24 protein-coding genes are annotated in these 25,127 nt (G+C 60.2%); 7 read left to right on the top strand and 17 right to left on the bottom strand.

Annotated features, from left to right (window positions below):
- Positions 1 to 79 precede the first annotated feature (79 nt).
- The 7 genes from FHT92_RS22815 to FHT92_RS22845 form a co-directional block, all read right to left on the bottom strand.
- Positions 80 to 1,999, bottom strand: a complete 1,920-nt coding sequence (locus tag FHT92_RS22815) for a bifunctional metallophosphatase/5'-nucleotidase (protein ID WP_183829590.1) — start codon at positions 1,997 to 1,999, stop codon at positions 80 to 82.
- A gap of 261 nt (positions 2,000 to 2,260) precedes the next feature.
- A complete protein-coding gene (omp10, locus tag FHT92_RS22820; RefSeq protein ID WP_183748703.1) occupies positions 2,261 to 2,629 on the bottom strand; it encodes an outer membrane lipoprotein Omp10 in 369 nt (122 codons plus the stop codon).
- 173 nt (positions 2,630 to 2,802) lie between these two features.
- Positions 2,803 to 4,248 (bottom strand): homospermidine synthase, encoded by a 1,446-nt coding sequence (locus FHT92_RS22825; RefSeq protein ID WP_183748705.1) that lies wholly within the window; start codon positions 4,246 to 4,248, stop codon positions 2,803 to 2,805.
- Between the two features lie 201 nt (positions 4,249 to 4,449).
- Complete coding sequence (locus tag FHT92_RS22830) at positions 4,450 to 4,734, bottom strand: YciI family protein (RefSeq protein ID WP_183748707.1); 285 nt, start codon at positions 4,732 to 4,734, stop codon at positions 4,450 to 4,452.
- 2 nt (positions 4,735 to 4,736) lie between these two features.
- A complete protein-coding gene (locus FHT92_RS22835; RefSeq protein WP_183829593.1) occupies positions 4,737 to 5,366 on the bottom strand; it encodes an aminotransferase class IV family protein in 630 nt (209 codons plus the stop codon).
- A complete protein-coding gene (locus tag FHT92_RS22840) occupies positions 5,366 to 6,523 on the bottom strand; it encodes an aminodeoxychorismate synthase component I (protein WP_183829596.1) in 1,158 nt (385 codons plus the stop codon). Before FHT92_RS22840 ends, FHT92_RS22835 begins: the two co-directional genes overlap by 1 nt.
- 33 nt (positions 6,524 to 6,556) lie before the next feature.
- On the bottom strand, positions 6,557 to 8,410 hold the full coding sequence (locus tag FHT92_RS22845; RefSeq protein ID WP_183829599.1) for a M3 family oligoendopeptidase: 1,854 nt from the start codon (positions 8,408 to 8,410) through the stop codon (positions 6,557 to 6,559).
- A gap of 208 nt (positions 8,411 to 8,618) precedes the next feature.
- Between FHT92_RS22845 and FHT92_RS22850 the strand changes: the two genes are divergently transcribed.
- Complete coding sequence (locus FHT92_RS22850; RefSeq protein WP_183829602.1) at positions 8,619 to 10,163, top strand: sigma-54 dependent transcriptional regulator; 1,545 nt, start codon at positions 8,619 to 8,621, stop codon at positions 10,161 to 10,163.
- Between the two features lie 179 nt (positions 10,164 to 10,342).
- Positions 10,343 to 12,217, top strand: coding sequence for a DUF882 domain-containing protein (locus FHT92_RS22855; RefSeq protein WP_183829606.1), 1,875 nt, complete (start codon positions 10,343 to 10,345; stop codon positions 12,215 to 12,217).
- Between the two features lie 180 nt (positions 12,218 to 12,397).
- Here the strand turns inward: FHT92_RS22855 and FHT92_RS22860 are convergent, their stop codons facing one another.
- The 3 genes from FHT92_RS22860 to FHT92_RS22870 form a co-directional block, all read right to left on the bottom strand.
- Complete coding sequence (locus tag FHT92_RS22860; protein WP_007822869.1) at positions 12,398 to 12,661, bottom strand: DUF2312 domain-containing protein; 264 nt, start codon at positions 12,659 to 12,661, stop codon at positions 12,398 to 12,400.
- Between the two features lie 89 nt (positions 12,662 to 12,750).
- Complete coding sequence (locus FHT92_RS22865; protein ID WP_183829609.1) at positions 12,751 to 13,056, bottom strand: DUF1244 domain-containing protein; 306 nt, start codon at positions 13,054 to 13,056, stop codon at positions 12,751 to 12,753.
- Between the two features lie 17 nt (positions 13,057 to 13,073).
- The gene (locus tag FHT92_RS22870; protein WP_183829889.1) at positions 13,074 to 13,862 is read right to left on the bottom strand and encodes an N-formylglutamate amidohydrolase; all 789 of its coding nucleotides are present in this window, start codon (positions 13,860 to 13,862) and stop codon (positions 13,074 to 13,076) included.
- Positions 13,863 to 14,077: 215 nt separating this feature from the next.
- Here FHT92_RS22870 and FHT92_RS22875 point away from each other — a divergent pair, with 215 nt between their 5' ends.
- Positions 14,078 to 14,551 (top strand): DUF1036 domain-containing protein, encoded by a 474-nt coding sequence (locus FHT92_RS22875; RefSeq protein ID WP_409527019.1) that lies wholly within the window; start codon positions 14,078 to 14,080, stop codon positions 14,549 to 14,551.
- Positions 14,551 to 15,990 (top strand): pyruvate kinase, encoded by a 1,440-nt coding sequence (gene pyk, locus FHT92_RS22880; protein WP_183748735.1) that lies wholly within the window; start codon positions 14,551 to 14,553, stop codon positions 15,988 to 15,990. The genes FHT92_RS22875 and pyk overlap by 1 nt, the downstream gene beginning before the upstream one ends.
- Positions 15,991 to 16,068: 78 nt before the next feature.
- On the opposite strand, the gene FHT92_RS22885 is transcribed toward pyk, so the two are convergent.
- From FHT92_RS22885 to FHT92_RS22895, 3 genes are read right to left on the bottom strand one after another with little or no spacing between them, the layout of a single operon-like run.
- Entirely contained in the window at positions 16,069 to 16,620 is a 552-nt protein-coding gene (locus FHT92_RS22885; protein ID WP_183829612.1) for a DUF4865 family protein, read from the bottom strand.
- Positions 16,617 to 17,021, bottom strand: coding sequence for a cupin domain-containing protein (locus FHT92_RS22890; RefSeq protein ID WP_183829614.1), 405 nt, complete (start codon positions 17,019 to 17,021; stop codon positions 16,617 to 16,619). Before FHT92_RS22890 ends, FHT92_RS22885 begins: the two co-directional genes overlap by 4 nt.
- Entirely contained in the window at positions 17,018 to 17,437 is a 420-nt protein-coding gene (locus FHT92_RS22895) for a tautomerase family protein (protein ID WP_183829618.1), read from the bottom strand. The genes FHT92_RS22890 and FHT92_RS22895 overlap by 4 nt, the downstream gene beginning before the upstream one ends.
- A gap of 107 nt (positions 17,438 to 17,544) precedes the next feature.
- Here FHT92_RS22895 and FHT92_RS22900 point away from each other — a divergent pair, with 107 nt between their 5' ends.
- A complete protein-coding gene (locus FHT92_RS22900; protein ID WP_183829621.1) occupies positions 17,545 to 18,507 on the top strand; it encodes a LysR substrate-binding domain-containing protein in 963 nt (320 codons plus the stop codon).
- A gap of 196 nt (positions 18,508 to 18,703) precedes the next feature.
- Positions 18,704 to 19,510, top strand: a complete 807-nt coding sequence (locus tag FHT92_RS22905) for a phytanoyl-CoA dioxygenase family protein (protein WP_183829624.1) — start codon at positions 18,704 to 18,706, stop codon at positions 19,508 to 19,510.
- Positions 19,511 to 19,938: 428 nt separating this feature from the next.
- Here the strand turns inward: FHT92_RS22905 and FHT92_RS22910 are convergent, their stop codons facing one another.
- On the bottom strand, positions 19,939 to 20,877 hold the full coding sequence (locus FHT92_RS22910) for a GlxA family transcriptional regulator (RefSeq protein ID WP_183829627.1): 939 nt from the start codon (positions 20,875 to 20,877) through the stop codon (positions 19,939 to 19,941).
- Positions 20,878 to 21,006: 129 nt separating this feature from the next.
- Between FHT92_RS22910 and FHT92_RS22915 the strand changes: the two genes are divergently transcribed.
- Positions 21,007 to 21,804 carry an SDR family oxidoreductase gene (locus FHT92_RS22915; protein WP_183829629.1) on the top strand — a complete coding sequence of 266 codons (798 nt, stop codon included), beginning with the start codon at positions 21,007 to 21,009 and terminating at the stop codon, positions 21,802 to 21,804.
- A gap of 54 nt (positions 21,805 to 21,858) precedes the next feature.
- Here the strand turns inward: FHT92_RS22915 and FHT92_RS22920 are convergent, their stop codons facing one another.
- The 3 genes from FHT92_RS22920 to FHT92_RS22930 form a co-directional block, all read right to left on the bottom strand.
- Positions 21,859 to 22,884, bottom strand: coding sequence for a dienelactone hydrolase (locus FHT92_RS22920; RefSeq protein ID WP_183829632.1), 1,026 nt, complete (start codon positions 22,882 to 22,884; stop codon positions 21,859 to 21,861).
- Positions 22,885 to 23,015: 131 nt separating this feature from the next.
- Complete coding sequence (locus FHT92_RS22925; protein ID WP_183829635.1) at positions 23,016 to 23,990, bottom strand: threonine/serine dehydratase; 975 nt, start codon at positions 23,988 to 23,990, stop codon at positions 23,016 to 23,018.
- A gap of 70 nt (positions 23,991 to 24,060) precedes the next feature.
- Positions 24,061 to 25,119 carry a helix-turn-helix domain-containing protein gene (locus tag FHT92_RS22930; RefSeq protein ID WP_183829638.1) on the bottom strand — a complete coding sequence of 353 codons (1,059 nt, stop codon included), beginning with the start codon at positions 25,117 to 25,119 and terminating at the stop codon, positions 24,061 to 24,063.
- Between the last annotated feature and the right edge of the window lie 8 nt (positions 25,120 to 25,127).

Consider the following 25,127-nt stretch of genomic DNA (forward strand, 5'->3'; position numbering starts at 1 on the left):
CCGGTCACGGTTCACCCTATAGGAAGAAAAGCCGGCCCGGGGAACCCCGGACCGGCTCTGATGATCGGGACAAATCGTCTTACTTGGCCGGAACCTGGATTTTCTCGCCGATCCGGAGATGGCGCGGGTTGGGGCTGCCATTGGCTTCCGACAATTTGCGCCATTCGGCGCCGTCGCCGTAGAAGGTCTTGGCGAGATCCCAGAACGTATCGCCGGCAGCGATGACGTGGGTCGAGGGCGTGGCCGATGCGGAGGCTGCCGGGGCAGGTTCAACTGCTGGAGCGGGAGCCGCCGGGGCTGGTGCTGCAGGAGTTGGGGTCGGTTCGGCAGATGGAGCCGGTGCCGCGGGTGCAGGGGCTGCAGGAGCCTGCTCTGCGGAGGGAGCAGGTGCCGCCTGCGCAATTTCGGTGATACGGCCGTCCGTATAAGGCTTATAGGGCGAATGCGCCGCGATATATTGGGCTGTCACGTCGGCCAGGTCCGGACCGAAGTCATAGGCATTCTGGCCGTCTTTGAAGGCAACATAGCCATCGCCGCCGGCTCGCATGAAGTTGTTGGTGGCGACGCCATAGGTCTTGGCATTGTCGATCGGCACGAAATTGTCCCCGTCCTTGACGAGGACGTCACTGACGCGGCTGCCAACCGGCTTCGATTGGTCGAAGGTGAATTTCAGACCGGCGACCTGCGGGAAACGGCCGGCGCCCTGGTCGATCTGGCTGACGCCGTTTTCGAGCGCTTTGACGATATCGGCGCCGGTTAGCTGGAAGGTTGCGAGCGTGTTCTGGAAGGGCAGCACGGTGATGACTTCGCCCTGGGTGACGTCGCCGCCATCAATGGAGGCGCGCAGGCCACCGCCGTTCTGGATGGCAATGGTCACGCCCTGGTTCTTGGCGCGGTCAAGGATGGCATCAGCCACCAGATTGCCCATCGAGCATTCCTTGACGCGGCAGACCTTGCGGTCGCCCTCGATCGGGCCTTCCGAGGAGCCGATTACCTTCTTGCGCAGCTCTTCGATCGGCTTTGCCAGTTCGACGATGCGCGCGGCGACAGCCTGGTCCGGCGTGAAGGTGGAATCGATTAGGATCGGATCGCCCTTGGCTTCCTTGACGACGCCGTTGTCGTCGAAATTGACGACGAGATCGCCGAGGTACTTGCTATATGAAGCTGCCTGCACCACCGGCACCTTATAGCCGCCGGGATTGTCGACCATTGTCGGGTAGGGACCTTCGGCCTTCGGATCAGTGTTCGACAGCAGGCTGTGCGAATGGCCACCGACGACCACGTCGACATCGGGGATCTTGGCGATCAAGGCAAGGTCGCGCGGATAGCCGACATGGGTCAGCGCAATGATCTTGTTGACGCCTTCGCCCTTCAGCTTCTGGACTTCTGCGGTAATGCTCTGGACGTCATCGGCGATCGTCACGTTCGGGCCGGGCGAGGAAAGCTCCGGCGTGTCATTGGTGACGGCACCGACGATACCGATCTTCTGGCCGCTGACATCAAGTACGAGGGAAGGCTTGACGCGGTCACCGAGCTTGGAGGCAGCTGTCGCCTTGACGTTCGCGGTCACGACGGGAAACTGCACCTTGTCGAGGAAGGTCGCCAGCCCATCCTCGCTGTCATCGAATTCGTGATTGCCGACCGTCATGGCATCGAACTTCATGAGATTCAGCATTTCAGCTTCAGCCGCGCCCTTGTAGGTCGTGTAGAACAGCGAGCCTTGGAAATTGTCGCCGGCGTTGAGCAGCAGCACGTTCTTACCAGTCAGAGCCTGACGACGCTGATCAATGGCGGTCTTCAGGCGGGCGGCGCCGCCGAAGCATTCGTTCTTGCCTTCTTCCTCGGCCGAGCAGGTGGAGTCGAACTTGTTGATTGATTCAATGCGTGAATGGAAATCGTTGATATGAAGAATATTGAGTTCGTAATCCGCGAAAGCAGCGCCTGTGCTCAGCGCCAGCATGGACGCGGTCAAAAGACCGAAGCTGAAAGACTTCGTCATCCCTGTTCTCCTGATTAAAAGGGCGAAGATCCCCCTGATCCTCGCCAGTCCCTTCCATAGTCAGCCGGGGGTTCCCGGCATGCGGATGTTCCATCGGACGATGCACGGCCGCAAGGGAAAGCTGGGCCAGGAGAACCGCTTTCCAAGGGGAGCCGGGCAAAAAAGCCGGATTGCTATCGCCGCGGCAAGCGGCATTGCGAGCAGCAGGACGGGATAACCGGCGAAAGCCGCATGTGTGCTTAGCCTTTACCCATGCCCTTTTCAGCTGCGGCGAGTCAGGACGAACTGTGCGCCGGCGTCCGAGGTGCAGTTCAGCTGGCTCGTAGTGACGAGCGCGCAATTGACCTTCGACTGCTTGTTACGAACCAGCGAGGTCATGTTGATTTCCACCAGCGTGGGCGAGGTATTGGTATAGGTGCCGGAGGCCAGAAGCTGGTTGCTGTCGGTCGTTCGCGTCGTAAAGGTGCCAGCCTGGAAGGTGGAGACGATGCCATTCGGATCGGCCCAGTTTCCTTCGACACCGGCAGGAGCGGGCGCCGATGCGGTTGGGAGCGGGCGCGGACCGGAGGAAACGCAGGCGGCAAGCGCTGCGGATGCAACCGCAAGAACGAGACCAGTTTTTACTTTCATAAGACTTCTCCGGCGAATCTAGGCGGAAGCTTTCCGCGACAGTCCGCCAAAAACATGGCGCGGGCCTTCCGCGAAGGCAAGCCTTCGACGGAGGTCTGCCGGCATTTAGACAGCAGGCGTTACAAAAATGCCCGCCTGACAGCGGGCATCTTCGAAAGCATTTAGGGCAAGGATCAGCGAACCAGGATGTTCTTGAACTGCCACGGATCCTTGGTGTCGATGTCTTCCGGGAAAAGACCCGGACGGCCATCGAGCGGGGTCCAGTCGGTGTAGTGGCCTTCGACTGGGCCGAGATAGGGCAGCTGCACTTCGAGGCAGCGCTTGTAATCCATCTCGTCGGCTTCGACGATGCCGGCTTTGGGGTTTTCAAGCGCCCAAACCATGCCGGCGAGAACGGCAGAAGTTACCTGCAGACCAGTCGCGTTCTGGTAGGGGGCGATGCGGCGGGTCTCTTCCAGCGACAGGCGCGAACCGTACCAGTAGGCGTTCTTGTCATGGCCGTAGAGCAATACGCCGAGCTCGTCGATACCGTCGACCAGTTCATTCTCATCGAGAACGTGCAGGACCGGCTGCGGCTTGCCGCCGTTGCCGAACATCTCATGCAGCGAGAGAACTGCGTCATTCGCCGGGTGATAGGCGTAGTGGCAGGTCGGACGATAGGTGACGTCGCCGTCCTTGTCTCTGACCGTGAAGAAGTCGGCGATCGAGATCGATTCGTTGTGGGTGACCAGGAAGCCATATTGCGGGCCAGGCGTCGGGCACCAGGTGCGAACGCGGGTGTTGGCGCCAGGCTGCTCCAGGAAGATGGCGGCCTTGGAGCCTTTCTTGTGCTTCTTGGCGTTTTTCGGCATCCAGTTTTCGTGGGTGCCCCAGCCGAGTTCTGCCGGCTGCAGGCCTTCGGAGATGAAGCCTTCGACCGACCAGGTGTTCCAGAAAACGTTGAGCGGCTTCGGGTGGATGGTGCGCTGGGTATCACGTTCGGCAATGTGGATGCCCTTGACGCCGACCTTCTTCATGAGCTTTGCCCATTCTTCGCGGTCGTCCTGGCCCGGCTCATCGAACTTCAGCCCGATATCACGGGCAAGGTTCAAAAGCCCCTGCTTGACGAACCAGGAAACCATGCCCGGGTTTGCGCCGCAGGTAGAAACGGCGGTGGTGCCGCCGGGATTCTTGGCCTTTTCCTTGCGAACGGTTTCGCGCAGCGCGTAGTTGGTGCGTTCCTCGTTCTTCATGTCCTTGTCGAAATAGAAGCCGAGCCACGGCTCGACGACGGTGTCGATGTAGAGCACGTCAAGCTTGCGGCAGAGCTTGATGATGTCGAGCGACGAGGTGTCGACCGAGAGATTGACGCAGAAGCCCTGGCCTTCGCCTTCGGTCAGCAGCGGCTTCAGTAGCTCCTTGTAGTTGTCCTTCGTCACATACGCCTGGATGTGCTTGACGCCGTGCTTTTCCAGAATGTGGGCATCATCCGTGCGCGGGTCGATGACGACCATCCGGCTCTTGTCGAATTTGAAGTGGCGCTCGATCAGGGGCAGCGTGCCTCGGCCGATGGAGCCAAAGCCGATCATGACGATCGGACCGGTAATTTCGCCATATACCGGATAGTTCTGTTCCGTCATTCTTTTCTCCTATTGGAAGGGAACGAAGGCTTTCAGCCTAAAGAATTCATGTGAAGATGCCGCGAAGCTCGCGAAGTGACCGGCTCTAATCACAAAACGGCGTCACAATAAAGAGCGATCCCCCTGCAAAGGTTAAATATCGGCGCTGCAAACTGCGCGCAATCTCCGCACGAGTTCCCTTCGCCGCACGTGGTTGGTGGCTCAGCGCTTCAGGGTCTCCAGCCCTTCCGTCACCGTCGTCAACCCGACTTCTATGATCTCGTATTCGGCAACACCGTGGATGGTGAAGGGATCGGCTGCGACATAGGCTTCAATCTCGGCGCGCTCGCCGACGGCGAGAATGACTCCGCCGGTGCGCGGGACCTTGCGGCCGGAAGCGAGGAACCAGCCTTTTGCATATCCTTCCTTCACCCAGGCCATATGAGGCTCCATGTGCTTGTCGGCCTCTTCGTTCGGCTTCACATAATTCAGGGAGAGGATCAGCAAGGTCAGTCCTTTTGCAGCGTAGCGCGGATCAGGCCGCGCAGCGAATTTCCAACGTAAAGCATACCATTTTCCAGATCATCGAGCGTGATGCGACCGACGCGGGCCTTGCGCTGGCAGATGAGATCGGTGCGCAGCACGCCGGCGAGCAGGCCGCAGGAGATCGGCGGTGTTCTGAGAATGCCGGAACCGTCATCAAGGAAGACTGACGTGATGGTTCCCTCGCAGACATCCTGCCGTTCGTTGAGCAGGATGATTTCATCTGCTTGCTGCGGCGTGAACTCGGCGCGGGCCGCTTCATAGACAGCCCGGCATGTGGTCTTGATACGCAGCAGTTTGTCGGTGGAATCGAGACGCGTGCTGGCGATACGGAGTTTCCAGACTGTCACTTGCGGCAGCGGGGTGAAGGGCGCGGTGGTAATATCGATCCGGCCCTGGCCGTCGAAGATCAGCCTGACACGGCGCGGCTCCTTGTCATCCCTTACCGCATCTTCCAGTTTCGCGACCACTTCCATTGGCTCGGGAAAACCGATGCGTCGGGCGGAGCGGGAGAGGCGGGCGAGATGAAGGGGCAAGCGAATGAACCCTTCGTCCGGTTGCCAGCGTAGCGTTTCGATCAGCGAAAAATCCGTCATCAGGCAATCCATTGGTCGCCGACGGCGAAGCGGGCCTTGAGCAGGCATTCCTCATATTCGGCTTCAGCAGTGGAATCGAAGACGATGCCGCCGCCGACATTGAAGACTGCTTTGCCGCCGCCGAAGAGCGTCATGGTGCGGATCGCAACGGAGAAGCGCATCGCGCCACTGGGCGCGATCATGCCGATTGCGCCGCAATAGGCATCACGCGGACCATCCTCGAGATCGTGGAGGATTTCCATGGCGCGGATCTTCGGCGCGCCTGTGATCGAGCCGCAGGGGAAAAGGGCGGCAAAGATGTCTCGGACGGAAAGGTTGGGCAGGAGTTTCGCCTGAACGTGGCTGACCATCTGGTGGACGGTCGGATAGGTCTCGATTTCAAAGAGTTTTGGAACGTCGAGCGTGCCAACCTCGCTGATGCGCGAGATATCGTTGCGTAAGAGGTCGACGATCATGCGGTTTTCCGCCTGTGTCTTGATGTCGGCCTTCATGGCTTCGACGATTTGGGCATCTTCGGCCGGTGTCGCACCACGCTTGGCCGTACCCTTCATCGGATGGGTCTCAATCCAGCCATCTTGGTCCGTGCGGAAAAACAGTTCCGGCGAGCGGGAAAGAATGATGGGGCCGCCGAGATTGGCAAACGCGCCGTATTTCACGGGCTGGCGGTCGATCAGCGACCAGAAGGCGGCAAGCGGATCACCGCTCCAGCGGGCTTCGATCGGCATCGTCAGGTTGGCCTGATAGATATCGCCGAGGCGCAGATGCTGATGGAGGCGTTCGAAACGCTCTTTATATATATAGAAATTCCAGGCTGCCTTGGGTGCGGTCAGGAACTCTTCATTTTCGCGCCGCTGACGCGGTGTTGCGAGGGGATGATTTTCCGGTTGCGGCGCATCGAAGACGCCGAACAGCAGCAAGGGCGTCTCCCGGTCCTCTTCGGCGAAGGCGGCAAGCTTTTCTTCGAAGAGATGGCCGGCCTCATAGGCCATGTAACCGGCAAGCCATTTACCGGCTTTGCGCGCTTCTTCCATCCGCTCCAGCGCCGGCAGCAATTTGGCGCGCGTGCGGGCAACGATCACGTGTTGCGGGCCGGCGAAGAGCATGACTTCGCCGGTCGTGTCGTCCCGGAACAGGATGAAGGGTTCGGACGCTGCCATTGCCTTTCCAGCGAAGCTGCGAGTTTGGGCGGCTTATGCCTTGTCCAGCGCTTCGAGTTCGTCGATCAGGCCTTCGATCATCGATAGCCCCTTGCTCCAGAAGGACGGGTCGGTCGCATCCAGGCCAAAGGGCTTCAGCAGTTCGGAATGATGCTTGGTGCCGCCGGCCTTCAGCATCTCGAAATACTTGTCCTGAAAGCCCTTCTCGGCCTTTTGATAGACGGCATAGAGCGAGTTCACCAGGCAATCGCCGAAAGCATAGGCGTAAACATAGAAGGGCGAATGGATGAAGTGGGGGATATAGGCCCAGTAGGTCTCATAACCCTCGGAAATCTTGATCGCCGGGCCAAGGCTTTCCGACTGGACGGAAAGCCACAGCTCGCCGATGTCATCGGCGGTCAGTTCGCCGGCCTTGCGGGCAGTATGAACCTTGCGCTCGAACTCGTAGAAAGCGATCTGGCGCACGACCGTATTGATCATGTCCTCGACTTTCTGGGCAAGCATGGCCTTGCGCTCGCGCTTGTCGGTCGTCCGGTTGAGCAGCGCGCGGAAGGTCAGCATCTCGCCGAAGACGGAAGCAGTTTCGGCAAGCGTCAGCGGCGTCTGGCACATGAGGGCGCCTTGTGCGCCGGCAAGAACCTGATGAACGCCGTGGCCGAGTTCGTGGGCGAGGGTCATGACATCACGCGGCTTGCCCATGTAATTGACGAGCACGTAGGGATGGGCAGAAGGGACGGTCGGGTGAGCGAAAGCGCCAGGCGCCTTGCCGGGGCGAACGGGGGCGTCGATCCATTGTTCGTCAAAGAAGCGCTTGGCGATTTCAGCCATTTCCGGCGCGAAATTACCGTAGGCGGACAGCACCGTGTCCCTGGCTTCGGTCCAGGAGATGACGGCACTCGAGGTTTCCGGAAGCGGTGCATTGCGATCCCAGAAATTCATCTGCTCCATGCCAAGCCATTTGGCCTTCATCTTGTAATAGCGATGCGAGAGGCGCGGATAGGCCTCCTTGACGGCTGCGGCAAGGGCGTCGACCACTTCGCGCTCGACGCGGTTCGCCAGATGGCGGCTATCGGCAATGTCTTCGAAGCCGCGCCAGCGATCAGCGATCTCCTTGTCCTTGGCGAGCGTGTTGGTGATCAGCGTGAAGATGCGGATATTGGTCTTGAAGGTTTCGGCGAGCGCCATTGCCGCTTTACGGCGCACTTCCGGATCCTTTTCCTGCAGCATGTTCAGCGCCACTTCGAGCGGCAGCTTTTCGCCGTCGATCTCGAAGCGCAGCTCCGCCATCGTCTCATCGAAGAGACGGTTGAAGGCGGCGGCACTCGTCATCGACTTTTCGAGGAAGAGCTGTTCGAGTTGGTCTTCGAGCTGGTAGGGCTTGTCCTTGCGCAGGTCGACCAGCCAGGGGCGATAGTGCCCGGCAACCGGATCATTTGCCATGCAGGTATCGATCACCGCATCGTCGATGCGGTTGAGTTCGAGAGCGAAGAACAGCAGGCGGCCGGAATAATCGGTAAGCTTGGTCTGGACATCGCCATAGAGCTTGCCGTTTGTCGGGTTGGACGTATCCGAGAAGTAGGTAAGGCCTGCGAAGGAGCCGAGGCGGCCCATGACATCGTCAAGCGCCTCATATTCCTTCAGTGCCTGGCCGATACCTTCCTCGCCCTTCCTGGTGGCGGCTGCGGCAAGTTTGCCCTTCCACTTGGTTTCAAAATCAGACGCTGCCTTGCCGGCCTTTTCCATGTCGGAAACGAAAGCCGTGGAAGTGGCCGAGGGGTAGAGATCCTGCAGCCGCCAGGAGGGAAGCTCGCCGAGAGCCGGGTCTACCGCTGCAGCGGGAGCCGCTGCCGAAAGATGAAGATCGGCGTGCGCAAGCATATGTCTCATCGGGAGGTTCCTCTTCCTCTTTTATAACAGGTCTGACTGTCTAAGCGTCGTAACGCCCGTCAGCAAGGGTTTTTCGGCGCAAAAAGGGCCCTGTTACGGCACGAAAACGGCCTGTCGTAATCGTTAAAATGCAATTGTTTCTCAAAACTGGATGTTCAAGCCTTTCTGTCAGAGTGCCCTCTATGGTTTCGCATGAAGTGAGGCGACAATGACCGGTTACAATGAGCTCAAAGGGGCAGGGCAGATCCTTGTGGTCGAGGATGATCCCGTGCAGCGCCGTCTGCTCAAAAACGCGATCGAGCGTAGCGGCCATGTGGTGCACCAGGCCGAAAACGGCCGCATCGGGCTGGAGATGGTGAAGCGCGATCCCGGCCTTTTCAATGTCATCGTGCTCGATCTGATGATGCCGGAAATGACCGGCCTCGAGTTCCTCGAAGCGCTGCATGATTTCGGAACGCAGATTCCGGTCATTGTCCAGACAGGTCAGGGCGGCATCGAAACCGTCGTGCAGGCCATGCGCGCCGGTGCTTTCGACTTCGTCGTCAAGCCGGTTTCCCCGGAACGGATCAACACCTCTATTTCCAATGCCATGAAGCTCGACCAGCGCGAAGTGAAGGCCCGTGCCGGCCGCCGTTCGCGTTCGGGCTCCATCGGCTTTGACGACATCGTTTCGGCGAGCCCGGCAATGATCCGGGTCATCGATCTGGCGCAGCGTGCCTCCCAATCCAACATTCCGGTTGTGCTCGAAGGAGAATCGGGCGTCGGCAAGGAATTGGTGGCACGCGCAATCCAATCGGGGGGTGATCGCGCCAGCAAGCCGTTCGTGACGGTCAATTGCGGCGCCATTCCGCACAATCTCGTTGAAAGCATCCTCTTCGGCCATGAAAAGGGTGCGTTCACAGGTGCTACCGAAAAGCATATCGGCAAGTTCATGGAAGCCGATGGCGGCACCATCTTCCTCGACGAGATCGGCGATCTGCCGCTCGAGGTGCAGGTGAAGCTGCTGCGCGCCGTTCAGCAGGGCGAGATCGAGACCGTTGGCGCGCGCACTGCGCACAAGGTCAATGTTCGCCTCATCTCGGCGACGAACAAGGATCTGATCGAAGAGGTCAAGAACGGCCACTTCCGCGAGGACCTCTACTATCGCCTGAACGTCTTCCCGATCACCATTCCGGCGCTGCGTAAGCGCAAGGAGGACATTCCGCATCTGGTGCGGGTTTTTGCAGACCGCTTCTCCGGCGAGCAAAAGAATGGCCGCCGCATGACGGTCAATGCCGGCGCGCTGGCGTTGCTGACCGCCTACGACTGGCCTGGCAATATCCGCCAACTCGAAAACGCAATCTTCCGTGCCGTCGTGCTTGCCGAAGGTCCGGAGCTGACTGAAGCGGACTTCCCGCAGATCGCCGCCCAGCTTCCGAACTATGAGGTCGTGGATCATCTGGCGCTCGTTGCCGACAATTCGCATCTCGATCCGGACGCGGAATTCCCCGAGGATTATCAGGCGGAATCCGCCGCCGAGACGATGGGCCGCGGGACCGAGGCTTCCGACAAAGCGATATCGAGCGTCAATCAGGCCGGTGACGTTCGGCGTCTTGCCGACGTCGAGGAAGAACTGATTCGTTTCGCCTTGAAATTCTACCGAGGACAAATGAGTCAAGTGGCAAGAAAGCTAGGTATCGGCCGGTCCACACTTTATAGAAAGCTCAAGGACTACGGTATCGACCCCGATAATCCTCAGAAAGATGCGGCATAAGCGCCTTTTTATTAAGAATGAGGCAACCACGTTTCGTTACTGTCCATAAACCACTTGTTAGCTGCTCGTTCACTATGTAAAGAAAAGGTTGATCATGTGTGGCATTTTTGCCATCGTGTGACCGCAATTGACAGCCATTTGAGACAGCACGGGACATTGACTGTCTGACGGGGATCGAGTTGCCGAATCTGAATGGGAATACCAAGCTTTCGCGCTTGAGTTGGCGCTTGTGCGCCAAGATTGGCGGAAGGGCAGTTAGGACGGCAGCGGCCGCCCTTCTTGCGCTCGCGGTTTCCTCACCTGTATTCGTAAGCACGCCGTCTCAGGCTGCAGGCGATACCCGCAGCCTGAAGCTCTATTTCATTCATACCGGTGAAAAGGCAGTCATCACCTACAAGCGAAACGGCAAGTTCGACCCCAAGGGCCTCGAACAGCTCAACCGGTTCCTGCGCGACTGGCGAAAGAATCAGCCGACGAAGATGGATCCGCGTCTCTTCGACCTCATCTGGGAAGTTTACCGCCAGTCCGGTTCCAGGGATTACATCAATGTCGTCTGCGGTTTCCGCTCGCCGGCTACCAACGAGATGCTGCGCGGCCGTTCGCGTAATTCCGGTGTCGCCGAAAAGAGCCAGCATATGCTCGGCAAGGCGATGGATTTCTTCATTCCTGACGTGAAGCTCGCCACCTTGCGCGGCATCGGCATGAAGATGCAGGTCGGTGGCGTCGGCTTCTATCCGAAATCGGGTTCACCCTTCGTGCATATGGATGTCGGCGGCGTCCGCGCATGGCCGCGCATGAGCCGCGACGAGCTGGTCAGGCTCTTCCCTGATGGAAACACCATTCATATTCCCGCCGATGGCAAGCCGCTGCCGGGCTACCAGCAGGCGATGGCCGATTACAAGCGTCGCGTGGCGAACGGCAGCCAGATCATGATGGCGAGCGCCGGCGCTTCCGCTTCGGATGAAGAGCCTCGCAAGCAAAAGACATTGTTTGCCTATCTCTTTGGTGGCGGCGCCGACGAGGAAGAGGATAATTCGGAGGATAGCACACCGGTGGCTGTCGCCAAGGCAACGCCGCCGAAGGCTGAAGCTGTCCCCGCTGCTGAACCGCAGCCTCAGACCGAAGTTGCAAGCGTCAACGCACCGGTGCCACAGGTTCGTCCGGCCTTCAGCAACCAGCTTGCCGGCAATGAGGTTGTCAATGCTCTGGTGCCGCCATCTGCGGGTAACGCGGCGCAGCAGGCACTTGCCGCCTTGCCGGCTGGCCAGCCGCAGGAACCGGAGCATTTCGCCGATCTCAGCGGCTACAGCATTCCGGTTCCATCGCTCCTTGGGCAGCGTCGTGCGCCGGGTGATGCTGAACTTGCCTCTGTCGATCCGAGCCTGATGTCGACGAGCGTTCCGACCCCAGCCGAACGTCCGGCCGTTGCCGAAAACCTGCTTGCTGCACAGAATGCCGATCCTGAAGCGGGGGAAGACGAAGCTGATCAGGATACGCTTTCCCCCGCCATGGCCGCGGCGCTTGCAAAGCAGCAGGACGAGAGTGGTGACGCTGATGTCGCTATGAACGCGCCCTCCGAGCCGCAGACCGTGGAGCAGGCAATCAATGCCGCCGCCCCGAAGAACCCGCCGGCACTCGACAAGCCGCCGCTGCAGCTTGCCGCACTTGCTCCGATGACCAAGTCCGCGAGCTTCGCTGCACCTCCTTCAGCACCGAAGCCTGTCACCCTCGACAGCCCGGTCGCGCAGGGCCTCCCCACCAAGGGTGGCCGGCCGACGAAGCAGGAAGCGGTCGCCGCCGACGAAGGCCGCCAGACGGTGCGTACGGAGCCGAAGCTGACCCAGAAGATGATCTCGCAGTGGGCTCTGACCAATGCCCGCCTGGAAATGGCGTCCAAAAAGGTACAGGCACCACGCTTCGTCAGCCAGACACTGCGCGCCCAGCCTACCTCGGTCTATGCCGAAGGCTTCCAGAAGACTGCTTCGGTAGATCCCGCCCGCTTCAGCGGCACGGCCGTCAACTTCATGGAAGTGCGCAAGTTCAACACGCGCTGATAGGATTATATTCTGACGAAACGAGGCCGCCTGGCATTTGTCGGGCGGCTTTTGCTTTTATGGCTGCGCAAGATGTTTTCATCACCTGCAAGTATGCTCTCGACCGGCGTGAATGGCCGTCGCTGAGCCAAAAGAAAAGCCGCCATGAAGGCGGCTTTCGCGAACGGAGCTGGCCGACCTTCAGCCTTCCGGCGGGGACTCGATCATGCCGAGAGCGTGCAGATAGGTGTCGAGGATCGCGTCTTCTTCCATGCGTTCCTGTTCGTCCTTCTTGCGCAGCGCAACGACCTTCTTGAGGATCTTGGTGTCGAAGCCCATGCCCTTTGCTTCGCCATAGACGTCCTTGATGTCGTCGGCGATGGTCTTCTTTTCTTCTTCCAGGCGTTCAATGCGCTCGACAAAAGCGCGAAGCTGATCGCGGGCGACGCCATGTGCATCAGACATCGTGTTCTCCTGATTTCGGGATATGTATTCGGTTGCCAGTGACTGCCGCGAAGTGCCGCCAGCGTCAAGGCGGTTTGAGGCGGTATGGTCTATTTGTGCGGGTTGTTCACCTCAAAAGCGGCCTTTTGCACAGGCGATGCTTCCGTCTGGTGAAGGTTCTTCCAGTCTTCGTAGGGCATGCCATAGACGACATCACGCGATTCGTCCTTCGTCATATTGACGCCTTCGGCTTCCGCAGCCTCGCGATACCAGTTGGACAGGCAGTTGCGGCAGAAGCCGGCGAGATTCATCAGATCTATGTTCTGCACGTCGGTTCGTTCGCGAAGATGCGCGATGAGCCGGCGGAAGGCGGCTGCCTCGAATTCTGTCTGTTGTTCCTTGCTGAGCGTGGTCATGGGCCAAGTCCTTTCACTCAATAGGGGCCGGTCCGCGAAGCGTGCACGCTGTATGCATGCAGAGCCGGATCGGTGTTCATCTCCGCAAAGACGGGTGCCAGACGCGCCGCCCATTCCTCGATGCCGGTCTCGCTGCCGATGAGGTCCTGGCGCACTTCCAGAAGCGCGTGCGGGATACCCGTCGTCATGCAATGACGATACATGGTGTCACCCTTCAAGGCGCCGTCATAGGGTTCGTTGTCACCGACGACGAGATCGGGATCGGCGCGCAGTTTTTCAAGCAATGGGCCGACGGCGCGGTGGTCGCTATCCCAGAGCACTGCTGCATGCCAAGGGCGGGGAACGCTTTTCCAGGCAGGCGTGAAGGAGTGGAGGGACAGTACCAGTGGGGCTTTGCCGGTCGCATTCGCCACCTTATCGATCGTCTCCGACACGGCATTGTGATAGGGTCTGTGGAAAGTCTCGATCCTGTAGTTCCACTCCTCCTCGCTAATAGGATGGTTGCCGGGAATGATGGCCCCGTCGGAGATCTTCATGATCAGTGTCGGGTCGTCCTCGCCTCTGTTAGGATCGATCAGAAGGCGCGAAAAACCACCGAGCACGCCTGGCACGCCCAGTTGTGCACACAGCTTGCGGGTAAGGCCGTCAATGCCGATGTCATAGGCGATGTGCCTGGAGAAGGCACTCTCCGGCAGGCCGAGCTGGCCATATCGTGCGGGCAGGCGGTTCATGGCATGATCGCCGAGGATCACCATGCCTTTGTCATGTTGGCCGGGTAGGATTTCGAAGGATGGGAAGTGATCCATTTGGAAATTGCCGATTGTCATTTCGCGTCTTCGTCCAGTGATTGCATGCGCGTCCGGACGGTTCAAGCGCGATGGGCAGGTCAAGCGTGACGAGATGCATCCGAGGGGCGGTTATGAAAGGAAATATAATCGATTAGCATTGCGTTGACTTTCGTTTGATGGCGGCGCAAGAAGACACGGACAACGAATAACCGTGGAGCTATTTGGGAGTCGTGTTGATCCAAGCCGCGCCAAGTTTCCTCACGCGGTCCGGGCCGCTGGTCCGTCTCGCATTGTTCGCTCTTGCAGCCGTTTCACCGTTCTTCATCGCAGATGCCGCGCGCGCGGATTTCCGTGTCTGCAATGGTACGCAAAATCTGGTTGGCGTTGCGATCGGATATCGCGCGAAGGAAGGCTGGGTTACGGAGGGCTGGTGGCAGGTGCCGGCAACGACCTGCGCTACGCTGATCGAGGGAGAATTACAGTCGCGTTATTACTACCTCTACGCAGAGGATGCCGCCCGGGGAGGCCGATGGACGGGTGACGTGCAGATGTGCGTGGCGGAAAACGAATTCAAGATCGCGGGCGTGCAGGACTGCTATGCCCGGGGTTATCAAAAAATGGGATTCAAGGAATATGATACGGGCCGCCAGGGAAGCTGGATGGTTCAACTCTCCGACACCCCAGGGACGCAAGAAAGCCAGAATTGATGAAGCGTAACCGCAAAGTTAAAATCCTCGCCACCCTCGGCCCGGCCTCCTCCGAGGAATCGATGATCGAGAAGCTGCACCAGGCAGGTGCGGATATCTTCCGCATCAATATGAGCCATGCGAGCCATGATCTGATGCGCACGCTCGTCCAGCGTATCCGCGCCGTCGAAGCCCGCTCGGGCCGGCCGATCGGCATTCTGGCCGACCTCCAGGGCCCGAAGCTGCGCGTCGGCAAGTTCGCCGACGTTAAGGTCGAGCTGAAGCCCGGCCAGACCTTTACGCTCGACAACAATGACACCCCTGGCGACAACACTCGCGTTTATCTGCCGCATCCTGAAATTCTCGAAGCCGTGCAGCCGGGCCATCGCCTGCTGATCGATGACGGCAAGCTGGCGTTGCGCGCCGAAAAGTGCGACGGCAAAAGCATCGTCACCACGGTTATCGCCGGTACCAGCATTTCCGATCGCAAGGGCGTCAGTCTGCCCGACACGCTGCTCGGCGTCGGCGCGCTGACCGACAAGGACCGAGCCGATCTCGACGCGGTTCTCGCGACCGACGATGTCGACTGGGTGGCGCTCTCCTTCGTTCAGCGCCCCGACGATCTCGCAGAAGTGCGCAAGATCGCCCGCGGCCGCGTCGGCCTGATGTCGAAGATCGAAAAGCCCCAGGCTCTGGAGCGCATCGAGGAAATCATCGAGCTTTCCGACGCCCTGATGGTCGCTCGCGGCGACCTCGGCGTGGAAATGCCGCTCGAAGCCGTGCCGGGTATCCAGAAGCAGCTCATCCGCGCCTGCCGCCGTTCAGGCAAGCCCGTCATCGTCGCCACGCAGATGCTGGAATCGATGATCTCTTCGCCGGTTCCGACGCGTGCCGAGGTTTCGGACGTTTCCATTGCCGTCTTCGAAGGCGCCGATGCGATCATGCTGTCGGCCGAATCGGCTTCCGGCGCCTATCCCGTCGAATCCGTTTCGATGATGGCTTCGATCGCGAGCACGGTGGAAAGGGATCCGCATTATCCGGGCATCATCTACGCGCAGCGCGCCCAACCGGAAGCAACCGGTGCGGATGCTATCTCGCTCGCCGCCCGCCAGATCGCCGAGACGCTGAAGCTGTCGGCCATCGTCTGCTATACATCGTCGGGCACGACCGGCCTTCGCGCTTCGCGCGAGCGCCCGCAGGTGCCGATCATCGCTCTGTCGCCGATCATCAAGACGGCGCGCCGTTTGTCGGTTGTCTGGGGCATGCATTGCGTCGTCACCCATGACGCGACAGATCTCGATGATATGGTCAACCGCGCCTGCCGCATCGTTGCTGCCGAAGGCTTCGGCAAGCCGGGCGATCGCATCATCATCTCGGCCGGTGTGCCGCTCGGGACACCCGGGGCGACCAACATGCTGCGCATCGCCTATATCGGCTCCGACGGCCAGACTGGCATCTGATCGTTTTCAGGCACAGAAAATACAGAGCGTCTCTCGGAAGAGGGGCGCTTTTTGTTTTTGATTTTGCTCTTGGTGTTCTTAGCCGCGGGAGAGGTGACCGACGCGATAAATCTGCTTGCCGTCCGAGGCAGGCGGGGCTTCCGCGTGAAGGCCAAATCGCACCATCGTCCAGTCATGCGGATCGAAGGCGGCTATGCGGGCGAGCACATGTTTGCCGTCGGCTTCCTGTTTTGACAGATCCACCTCCTGCTGCCGCAGGTTGGGCAGAGGGGCATGCTGTTCGATAGGGAGATATTGACTGTCGGCGAAGCGGGCATTGGCAAGGTCCGGTAAGACATGCGCATGCCAGACGATCCAGTGGCGAATGCGCGGGCGACCAAAGGCGTCCGTCAGGGCGGCAAAGCCCGGACCACAAATGAAATTGCCGGCGCCTTCGGGCTGATCCCAGAGATAGAAGGGCGAATAAAGATTTTCCCGGCTGCCGAATTCGCCCCGGCGAGCGCTCAGAAAGGCCTTGAAACCGAGATGCGGGAAGCCGTTCATTGCCGGCCCCTTGTCGCGGATGCGGTGATCGATGATCTTCATGTCGTAATCTGCAGGCAAGGTGAAGGAATATTGCATGGCCATCATGGCTGTGTCTCCTCTCTGTCAGACCAGTCGACGAAGCGTCCCTTCTCGAAACCCTGGATGCTGAGATAGCTGAAAGGGCTGTCAGCTGTTGCCCCATGCCAGTGAAGCTCGTCCGGGGCGAACCATATTGCATCTCCGGTTCTGACCTCCTCGACTGATTCACCTTTGCGCTGCACGAGACCGACGCCGGAAAGGACATAAAGAAGCTGGCCGCGCGGATGCGTATGCCAGTGCGTCACGGTACCGGGGTCGAGGGTTGCGCGCATGGCGGTGTTCTCGCCATCGATCTCGCTGTCGAGCAGCATTTCGACCCAGAAGGGTGCATTCGAGATGCCTTCGGGAGAACGGGCCGCACTGCCGGGACGGCGGATCGTCATGGTTTTCGGATTTGCCGCGCTCATGTCGGGGTCCCCATGGCGCGAGCTTCCCAGCCGGGCTCAGTCATCTGCGCCAATCCGCCGCCGAAGGACCATTCACCCGGTTCGCTCGTCGAAACGACGATCATTACATCCTCCGGACGCAAACCAGGGGAGCGTTGCAGCAATTCGGCGGTTCGGCGGAAGAAGGCATTGCGCATTTCTTGCGTTCGCGGCTTGCCGGTCGTGATCGAAATCAGCACGAAATCGTCAGAGCGCGGACCGGCAAGGTAATTGCGATCGAAGATCAATTCGCCCGGCTCATGTTGATGGATGACCTGGAAGCGGTCGGCCGACGGCACATTGAACGTTTCGACCATTGCCGTGTGGATGGCGTCTGAAAGGGCGCTGAGATAGTCCTGCGACTTGCCCTTTAGAAGGGAGATGCGAGCGAATGGCATTGAATGCCTCCTTGTTCTTTATCTTGACAGGAGAGGCATGCCACGACACCATGATGCAGAAAATCAGAATTTTATGGATCTATAATCCTGAAAATTGGGATCATTACATGCGGCGGATTACATTCGACCTGGATGTGCTGAGGACATTCGCGACCGGCATGGATCTCGGCAATTTCGCCAGGGCGGCAGATCGGCTCGGACGGTCGACATCGGCCGTCAGCGCACAACTCAAGAAACTGGAGGAACAGGCCGGCACGCCGATCTTTCGTAAATCCGGGCGCGGACTGGCGCTGACGGAAGCCGGAGAGACGATGCTTGCCTACGCAAGGCGATTGCTCGATCTGAACGACGAGGCGGTCGCTGCGGTCCAGAGTGTCGAACTGGAAGGCTGGGTGCGGCTCGGCCTGCAGGAGGATTTCGGAGAGAACTTGCTACCCGAGGTGCTCGGACGTTTTGCCCGGGCGCATCCGAAGGTGCGGATCGAAGCACGGGTGGTGCGCAATGCCGAGCTTCTGGAACGGGTGACGACGGGGAAGCTCGATCTTGCGCTCGCCTGGAGCGCCGGCACTTTGACCGCCCATTGCGAGCATATTGCCGACGTGCCGATGCGCTGGATCGGCCCGGTGAACGGCTTACCTGCGTGGGCGGCTGGAAGCGGGGAGCCGATGCCGCTTGCTTCGCTTGAGGCGCCCTGCCTGCTCAGGAATGCCGCGACGAAAGTGCTGGACGAGGCCGGTATCTCCTGGCGGCTGTCCTTCGTCAGTCCAAGCCTCGGCGGCCTCTGGGCGGCAACCGCCGCGGGATTGGGCATTACAGTGCGCACGCCCATTGGGCTGCCCGCCAAGGTGCGGATGCTGGCGCCCGGCGAAGCGGGCCTGCCGGAGCTGCCTGACCTGGGTCTGGTCTTGCATCGAGCGGAAGCGGAGCCGGATGCTGCAACGAGTCGGCTGGCGGAACTGGTGCTGCAGGCGGTGCACGAGGCAGTGCGCGATATTCCTATCCCATCCGATCAGGAGAAGGCGCTGCGAAGATTCGGGCGAAATATTGACCCTGCTCGCGGGAGCCGGTAGCCTCCCATCGCTATGAAAATGATCGCTCTCAACATCGCTACGGTCTTCTTCTTGAGCCTCTAACGCTCTGCCCTCGGGCAAAGGAAGATGCGGCCACTTCACCAGCCCGGCGGCTGGGGCGTTGCCGTGGACTGTAACCACCCTGCTTCCGGCCGATGGACAATGCCGGCAGGGTTCGGCGATAGAGAGATATTTCATGACATCCACTGGTTACCCGCCGGCGCTCAACGCCGCGCAGATCGAACAATTCATCGAGGACGGCTTTGTGCGGATCGATGATGCTTTTCCCCGTGAGGTGGCTGAGGAAGCCCGCGCCATCATGTGGCGGGACATTCCTTTCGCCGCCGATGATCCGAAGACCTGGATGCGGCCGGTCGTCCGGCTTGCCGGCTATGGCGGCGGACCGTTCAGTGCGGCGGTCAATACGCTCGTGCTGCATTCGGCTTTTGATCAGCTCGTCGGCAAGGGACGCTGGGAGCCGCGTGACGGCCTTGGCAGCTTTCCTGTTCGCTTCCCGCATCCTGACGATCCTGGTGATGCCGGCTGGCATGTGGATCTGAGCTTTCCCGGAGAGGATGGAAACCCTGACGAGCAGCGGGATTTTTCGGCGTGGCGGGTGAACATCACCTCACGCGGACGGGCGCTCCTGATGCTCTTCCTGTTCTCGGATGTCGGCGAAGAAGACGCGCCGACGCGTATCCGGGTCGGATCGCACAAGGATATCGCAAGGATGCTGGAGCCGGCCGGCGAAGCGGGCATGGCGCATCTGTGGCTGGAGCATGTCGGCGAGGACAGGCCACTTGCTCTGGCGACCGGGCAGGCGGGTACGGTGTATTTGTGCCATCCTTTCCTTATCCATGCGGCGCAGATGCATCGGGGCAAGGAACCGCGCTTTATGGCGCAGCCGGGCCTTGCGCCTTCCGAGCCGCTAAAGCTTGTGCGTGAGGATGGCGCCTACTCGCCTGTCGAAATCGCCATCCGCAGGGCGCTTCAGCAGGGTTAACAGCATGTCCCCAACCGCTGCGCAACTCTGCGTGATGGCGGATGTGGAGGAGGTTGCTTCGTATCGGAACTTCCGCCACTTCGGGGAACCTCCTCCACAAGATGCCCATGTTCGCGAAAAGGGCGCTATTTTTGCGTCCGAACGGACGCTCGGTGCTCTCAGTGGAGGAGGTTCATCCCAACTGGAGGAGGTTCGGAGGAGGTTGCCTCCGCCGGTTCAAATCATTGATATATATAGATTTAAATCGACTGGAGGAGGTGGAGGAGGTTAGTTGCTCAAACATGCCGGAAGTCACTTTTGCCGGCATTTATAGAGGCGGCATCGCAGCGCTTACGGCTCCTCTTGGAAATACGCTTTCTACCTCCGCCACCTCCGCCACCCCGCCGCGGACGGAGAGGATGCATCCAATTTTGCCTGCTACATCACGCCTACATTTCCTGTTGTGCCGCCCGGCGGATTGCCTGCGGCGGCTGGCCGAAGGCGCGCAGGAAGGCGCGGCGCATACGTTCGCGATCGGCAAAGCCGGTTTCGCGGGCGACGACATCGATCGGATGGCGGCCCTGCTCCATCATCAGGCGGGCCGCCTCCAGCCGCAGGTTTTCGACGGCCTTTGCCGGCGACTGACCCGTTTCGGCGCGGAAGGCACGGCTGAACTGACGGGGGCTCAGATGCGCGGCCTCGGCCAGTTCCTCCACTGAGAGCGTGGATTTCAGATTGCTGCGCGCATGCGCAAGGGCCTTCTGGATGCGGTCCGATTTCGGTTCGAGCTCCAGAAGAGCCGAAAACTGGGACTGACCACCGGCGCGGCGATGATAGACGACGAGCATGCGGGCGACGGCGCGGGCGATTTCCAGCCCGTGGTCCTTCTCGACCATTGCGAGCGCCAGATCGACCCCCGCCGTCATGCCCGCCGAGGTCCAGACGGAACCGTCGATAATGTAGATGCGGTCCTCTTCCATCCTGATCTCGGGGTAACGGTTCTGCAGTTCGCGGGCGAGATACCAATGCGTCGTCGCGCGTCGGCCACCAAGGACACCGGCATCGGCAAGCAGGAAAGCGCCGGTGCAGATCGAGGCAAGGCGGCGCGCCGCGGGAAGGGCTGCGCGAATGAAATCCGCCTCGGCCTGAGTGGGCAGCCTGATGTCGGGTGCTCCGGCGACGATCAGCGTGTCGAAATCGGGATCGCCGAAGGCTTCGGTTTCGATGATCATACCGAGCGAATTGGCGATCGGGCCGCCGGTCTCGGAAAGATAGTGGATGTCATAGGCCTTTTCCCCGAGTTCCAGATTGGCGAATTCAAAGGCGGAGACGGCAGCGAGGCTCATGATCTGGAAACCGGGAAAGAGCAGGAAACCGATTTGCTGCATGGCGTCACGTCCTCAAAAAGGGAATGTCCTAAAAGGTGGTATATATGACATTCAGGACATCGGCAATCGGGCGTAAAACTCTCCTCAAGCGCAGGCAATCGGGCCGGCGCACGAAATGGAGAAACGATCATGGCACCAGAACATAAGGGTACGGCGCTGGTCACGGGCGCCTCTTCAGGCATTGGCGCGATCTATGCCCACCGGCTGGCGAAGCAGGGCTACAATCTCATCCTTGTGGCCCGCAACGGCGAGCGGCTGAAGGCGCTGGCAAGCCGGCTGAGCGATGAAACGGGCCGAACCGTCGAGGCGCTGTCTGCCGATCTCGGCAACAAGGACGATCTCGCCAAAGTCGAGAAGGTGCTGAAGGAAGATCAGAGCATCACCATGCTCGTCAACAATGCCGGCTTTGGCGGCACGGCGCCGCTGCTCGCCTCCGACGTCGACAAGATGCAGGAAATGATCGAGCTCAACGTGACGGCGTTGACGCGGCTGACCTATGCAGCTGCGCCGGGCCTCGTTGCCCGCGGTGGCGGCACAATCATCAACATCGCCTCGATCGTCGCAATCGCGCCCGAGGTCCTGAACGGTGTCTATGGTGGCAGCAAAGCCTTCGTGCTCGCCTTCAGCCAGTCGCTGAAGCACGAGCTTGCCGACAAGAATATCCGCGTTCAAGTCGTATTGCCGGGTGCTACGGCGACCGAATTCTGGGGTATCGCCGGCACACCGGTCGAGCACCTGCCGGGCGAAATCGTCATGTCGGCGGAAAACATGGTCGATGCCTCGCTGGCAGGTCTTGCCGAGGGAGAATTTGCGACGATCCCGGCGCTCGAAGATGCCGGCCTGCTCGCCGCTTATGAACAGGCGCGCCAGGCGCTGATGCCGAACCTGTCGCGTTCGGTGCCGGCTCCGCGCTACAAGGTCGCCTGAGGGCGGCCACCGGAGAACGACATCGTCCGCAGGTGGCCGCGGACGATGTTTCCGTTATGGGAGATCTGCGTGGAAGGTTGCTGCGACCATCTCTGCCAGGCGATCGTGAATAGAAGACCGCCTCGTTCCCTCGGTGTCGTCGCAGAGAGGCTCTTCACCTTCCTCGCGAAGGATCGCAGTGCCAGCCGGCTTGCACTCACTGAAGGCGCTGTATTGCGAAGCGTCCGTCAACAGATCGTAGCGCGCATTGGGTATTATGTATTGCAGGCCTGATGCGCGCAGGCCGGGCCAGAGGGTTTCCGGTGTGCCGAGATTGATGAGTCGCACCGGGATCGATATGCGCTTGAGGCTTTCGGGCGCGAAATTGGCGGCGAATTCAGGATCGATGATAACAGCCGCCTTCACCCGCGCGTCAAGATGAGAGCGGCTGAGCTTCTGACTGTCTACGGCACGGAGATCGATGCCGGCGCTCGCGAACTCGGCGCAGTCGACGCCGGTGCCGTCGGGATCGCAGGAGTGTGCAAAGCTTTGCGGATCCAAGTTGCCGCCTGCAAGCGAAAGTGCGGATGTTCCCCCGATGAGGAAGCCCAGCACGCCGATACGGTTTCGGTCTATCTGTGCAGATAGCGTTCTGTCCTTCTCGATCGCGGTCAGCGCGGCCGAGAGATCGGCGGGCCGGAGCCAAATTTCATGAATGCTCTCCTCGCTCGTTATCGTCTGTGGATCCGGCTGACGCATCATTGCCACCACGAAGCCCTTGGAAGCGAGGTGCGAGGCCATCCAGGCGCCGATGAAAGGGCCGGATTTCAGGCCGCCGTGGGAAAGCAGAACCAGCGGATAATTACCGGCAGCGGGAGTTGCGTCCCGCTGGACGATCTCGCCTTTGAAAAGCGGACTGTCGCCGATCAGGATGGGTGTTCCGCCTGTTGTGGCCGGGTACCAGAGCGTAATCTCCATGGTGCCGTGGCGTTCGGGAACCGGAACAGAAAGAAAGGACAGACCGACAGGGTCGGCCGCATGTGCCGGAGTGTTGGCAGCAAGAAGGCCGGCCGACAGCAGCAGGGTGAAAAGATGTCTCATGGAAACCTCGGAACGAGACCGCCATGTGGCGGCAAGACGAGGTTTTCGTTCTTTCCCAGGTGAGGGAGACCCCGATCATGATCGAGGTCGTCGTCGATCGCGATCAGGGTCTTCCAGAGCGCTGTCGCGCGTTAGCCGAAGCGCTCCAGTGCATTGGTGAACACATCGGCGTCGATATTGCCGCCGGAGGTGACGACGACGGCCGTGTCGCTTTCCAACTGGTCGCCGTGGAAGAGTGCGGCAGCAAGAGCGACGGCTCCGCCCGGTTCGACGACGATCTTGAGGCGGGTGAAGGCGAGAGCTACGGCGCGCAGTGCCTCATCATCCGTCACGACAATACCCTGTCCGGCCAGACGCTTGAGAATTGGGAAGGTGATGTTGCCCGGCTGCGGAGTGACGATCGCATCGCAGATCGACCCGGTCATTGCAGCGTTGCGTTCGATCTTGCCCGACGCAAGCGAGCGGGTGGTGTCGTCGAAATCTTCCGGTTCGCAGGGGCGGACACGGAAGTCCGGCGCACTTGCTTCGAGTGCGAGGGCAATGCCGGAACTGAGGCCGCCGCCACCGCAGGGAACGAGCACTTCGGCGTTCTTCACGCCTTCCTCTTCCGTCTGCTCGGCGATCTCCAGCCCGGTCGTACCCTGGCCTGCAATGACCAGCGGCTCGTCGAAGGGCTTGATGAGCGTCAGGCCACGCTCGGATGATAGCTTCGCGCCGATCTCGTCGCGGTCTTCATTGGCGCGATCGTAGAGCACCACTTCGGCGCCGAAGGCGCGCGTATTGGCAATCTTCAGCTTCGGCGCGTCGCTCGGCATAATGATGACGCTGGGGATGCCGTGCATGCGGGCGGCGAGTGCCACCCCCTGCGCATGGTTGCCGGAGGAGAATGCGATGACACCCTTCTTGCGTAGTTCCGGATCGATGCCCGAGACGGCGGACCAGCCGCCGCGGAACTTGAATGAGCCGGAATGCTGCAGGCACTCGGCCTTCACGAACAGCCGCCGGCCGGCGATTTCATCGAGAAAAGGGGAGGAGAGAAGCGGCGTGCGCCGCGCGTGACCGCGCAGGCGAGCCCGGGCGGCAACGATCATTTCAATGGAAGCCATGGGAATCTCTTTTTGCTTTAATGCCGCTCATGCATAGAGCGCGCATCTTTGCTTGTGAACGGCGACTTTGTCACGGTGACATGAATATGACATTGGACGCGGCGCCACCCGATTCCCGCGGGACGCGCCGCCTTCTGAACTGTGTGGGATTTTCGCCGTTCATGCGCGCGAATTCGCGATTGAAGTTGGACTTGCTGATGAAGCCGGAGTCGAACATCACCTGTGTTATCGAGTGATCGGTGCCGACCAGCTGCTCGCAGGCGGCGCGGATACGGAAGTCGTTCACATATTGCGAGACGCTCATGCCGTGGATGCGGTTGACGGCCGTGGAGACGCGCCGAGCAGGGAGATTCATCCTGCGGGCAATGCGGGTGAGATTGAGTTCGGGATCTCGATAGAGCTGGCGGGCGCGCATCAGCGTATCGAGCGCTGCGGCGACGGCTTCGTCTTCTTCCGTCGCCGGCGGTGGCGGTGGCTCCTCAGATGTTGCTTCCATGCTGCTGCCGCTACTTGCCACCGAAGCGGCGGTGCCAAGGATCAGCAGCGCGACGACATTGCCGAGTGCGACGATGGCGCCCGCATGAATGCCGCCGGTCTTGGTGAAATCGAAGCTGATGATGACGTCGGTGACGGCGGAGGCGATGAGGGCAAAGCCGGTAATCTGCAGCGAGCGATAGGACAGCACCGCGCCGTCAAGGCGGGAGGCGACGAGCGCATCCGGGCCATGCCGGGCAAGCCAGAGGAGCGCTGCACCATAACCGAGGAAGATCAGAATGATCGCGAGACTGATCGGCTCTGGATAGAGCGCGATCAAGACGACGATCGAGGCTGTCGGCAAAAGGTGCGGCCAGAAACGGAAAAAGGTGGGTTGCTCTTCCATAGCAAGCCCTTTGAAGCAGACCCAGGCGAGGGCCGCGATTGTCGTCGCGATCAACGATTGAATCGGCATGATCGCGATGACGTCGTAACCCCAGCGGATGCCGATTACTACGGATTGGAGGATGTAGAACCCGATCAGCAGCAGGAAAGGCCGCTTTTCGGCGAGCGCCCCATCTCCCTGGCGCAACATGCGGATGAGCAGGATGGCAAGCAGCAAAGCCACGACGAATGGCAGGGGAACGAAGATCATCGGCGATA

This window comes from Rhizobium sp. BK377 (assembly GCF_014193935.1).
In the GTDB taxonomy this organism is placed as follows: Bacteria; Pseudomonadota; Alphaproteobacteria; order Rhizobiales; family Rhizobiaceae; genus Rhizobium.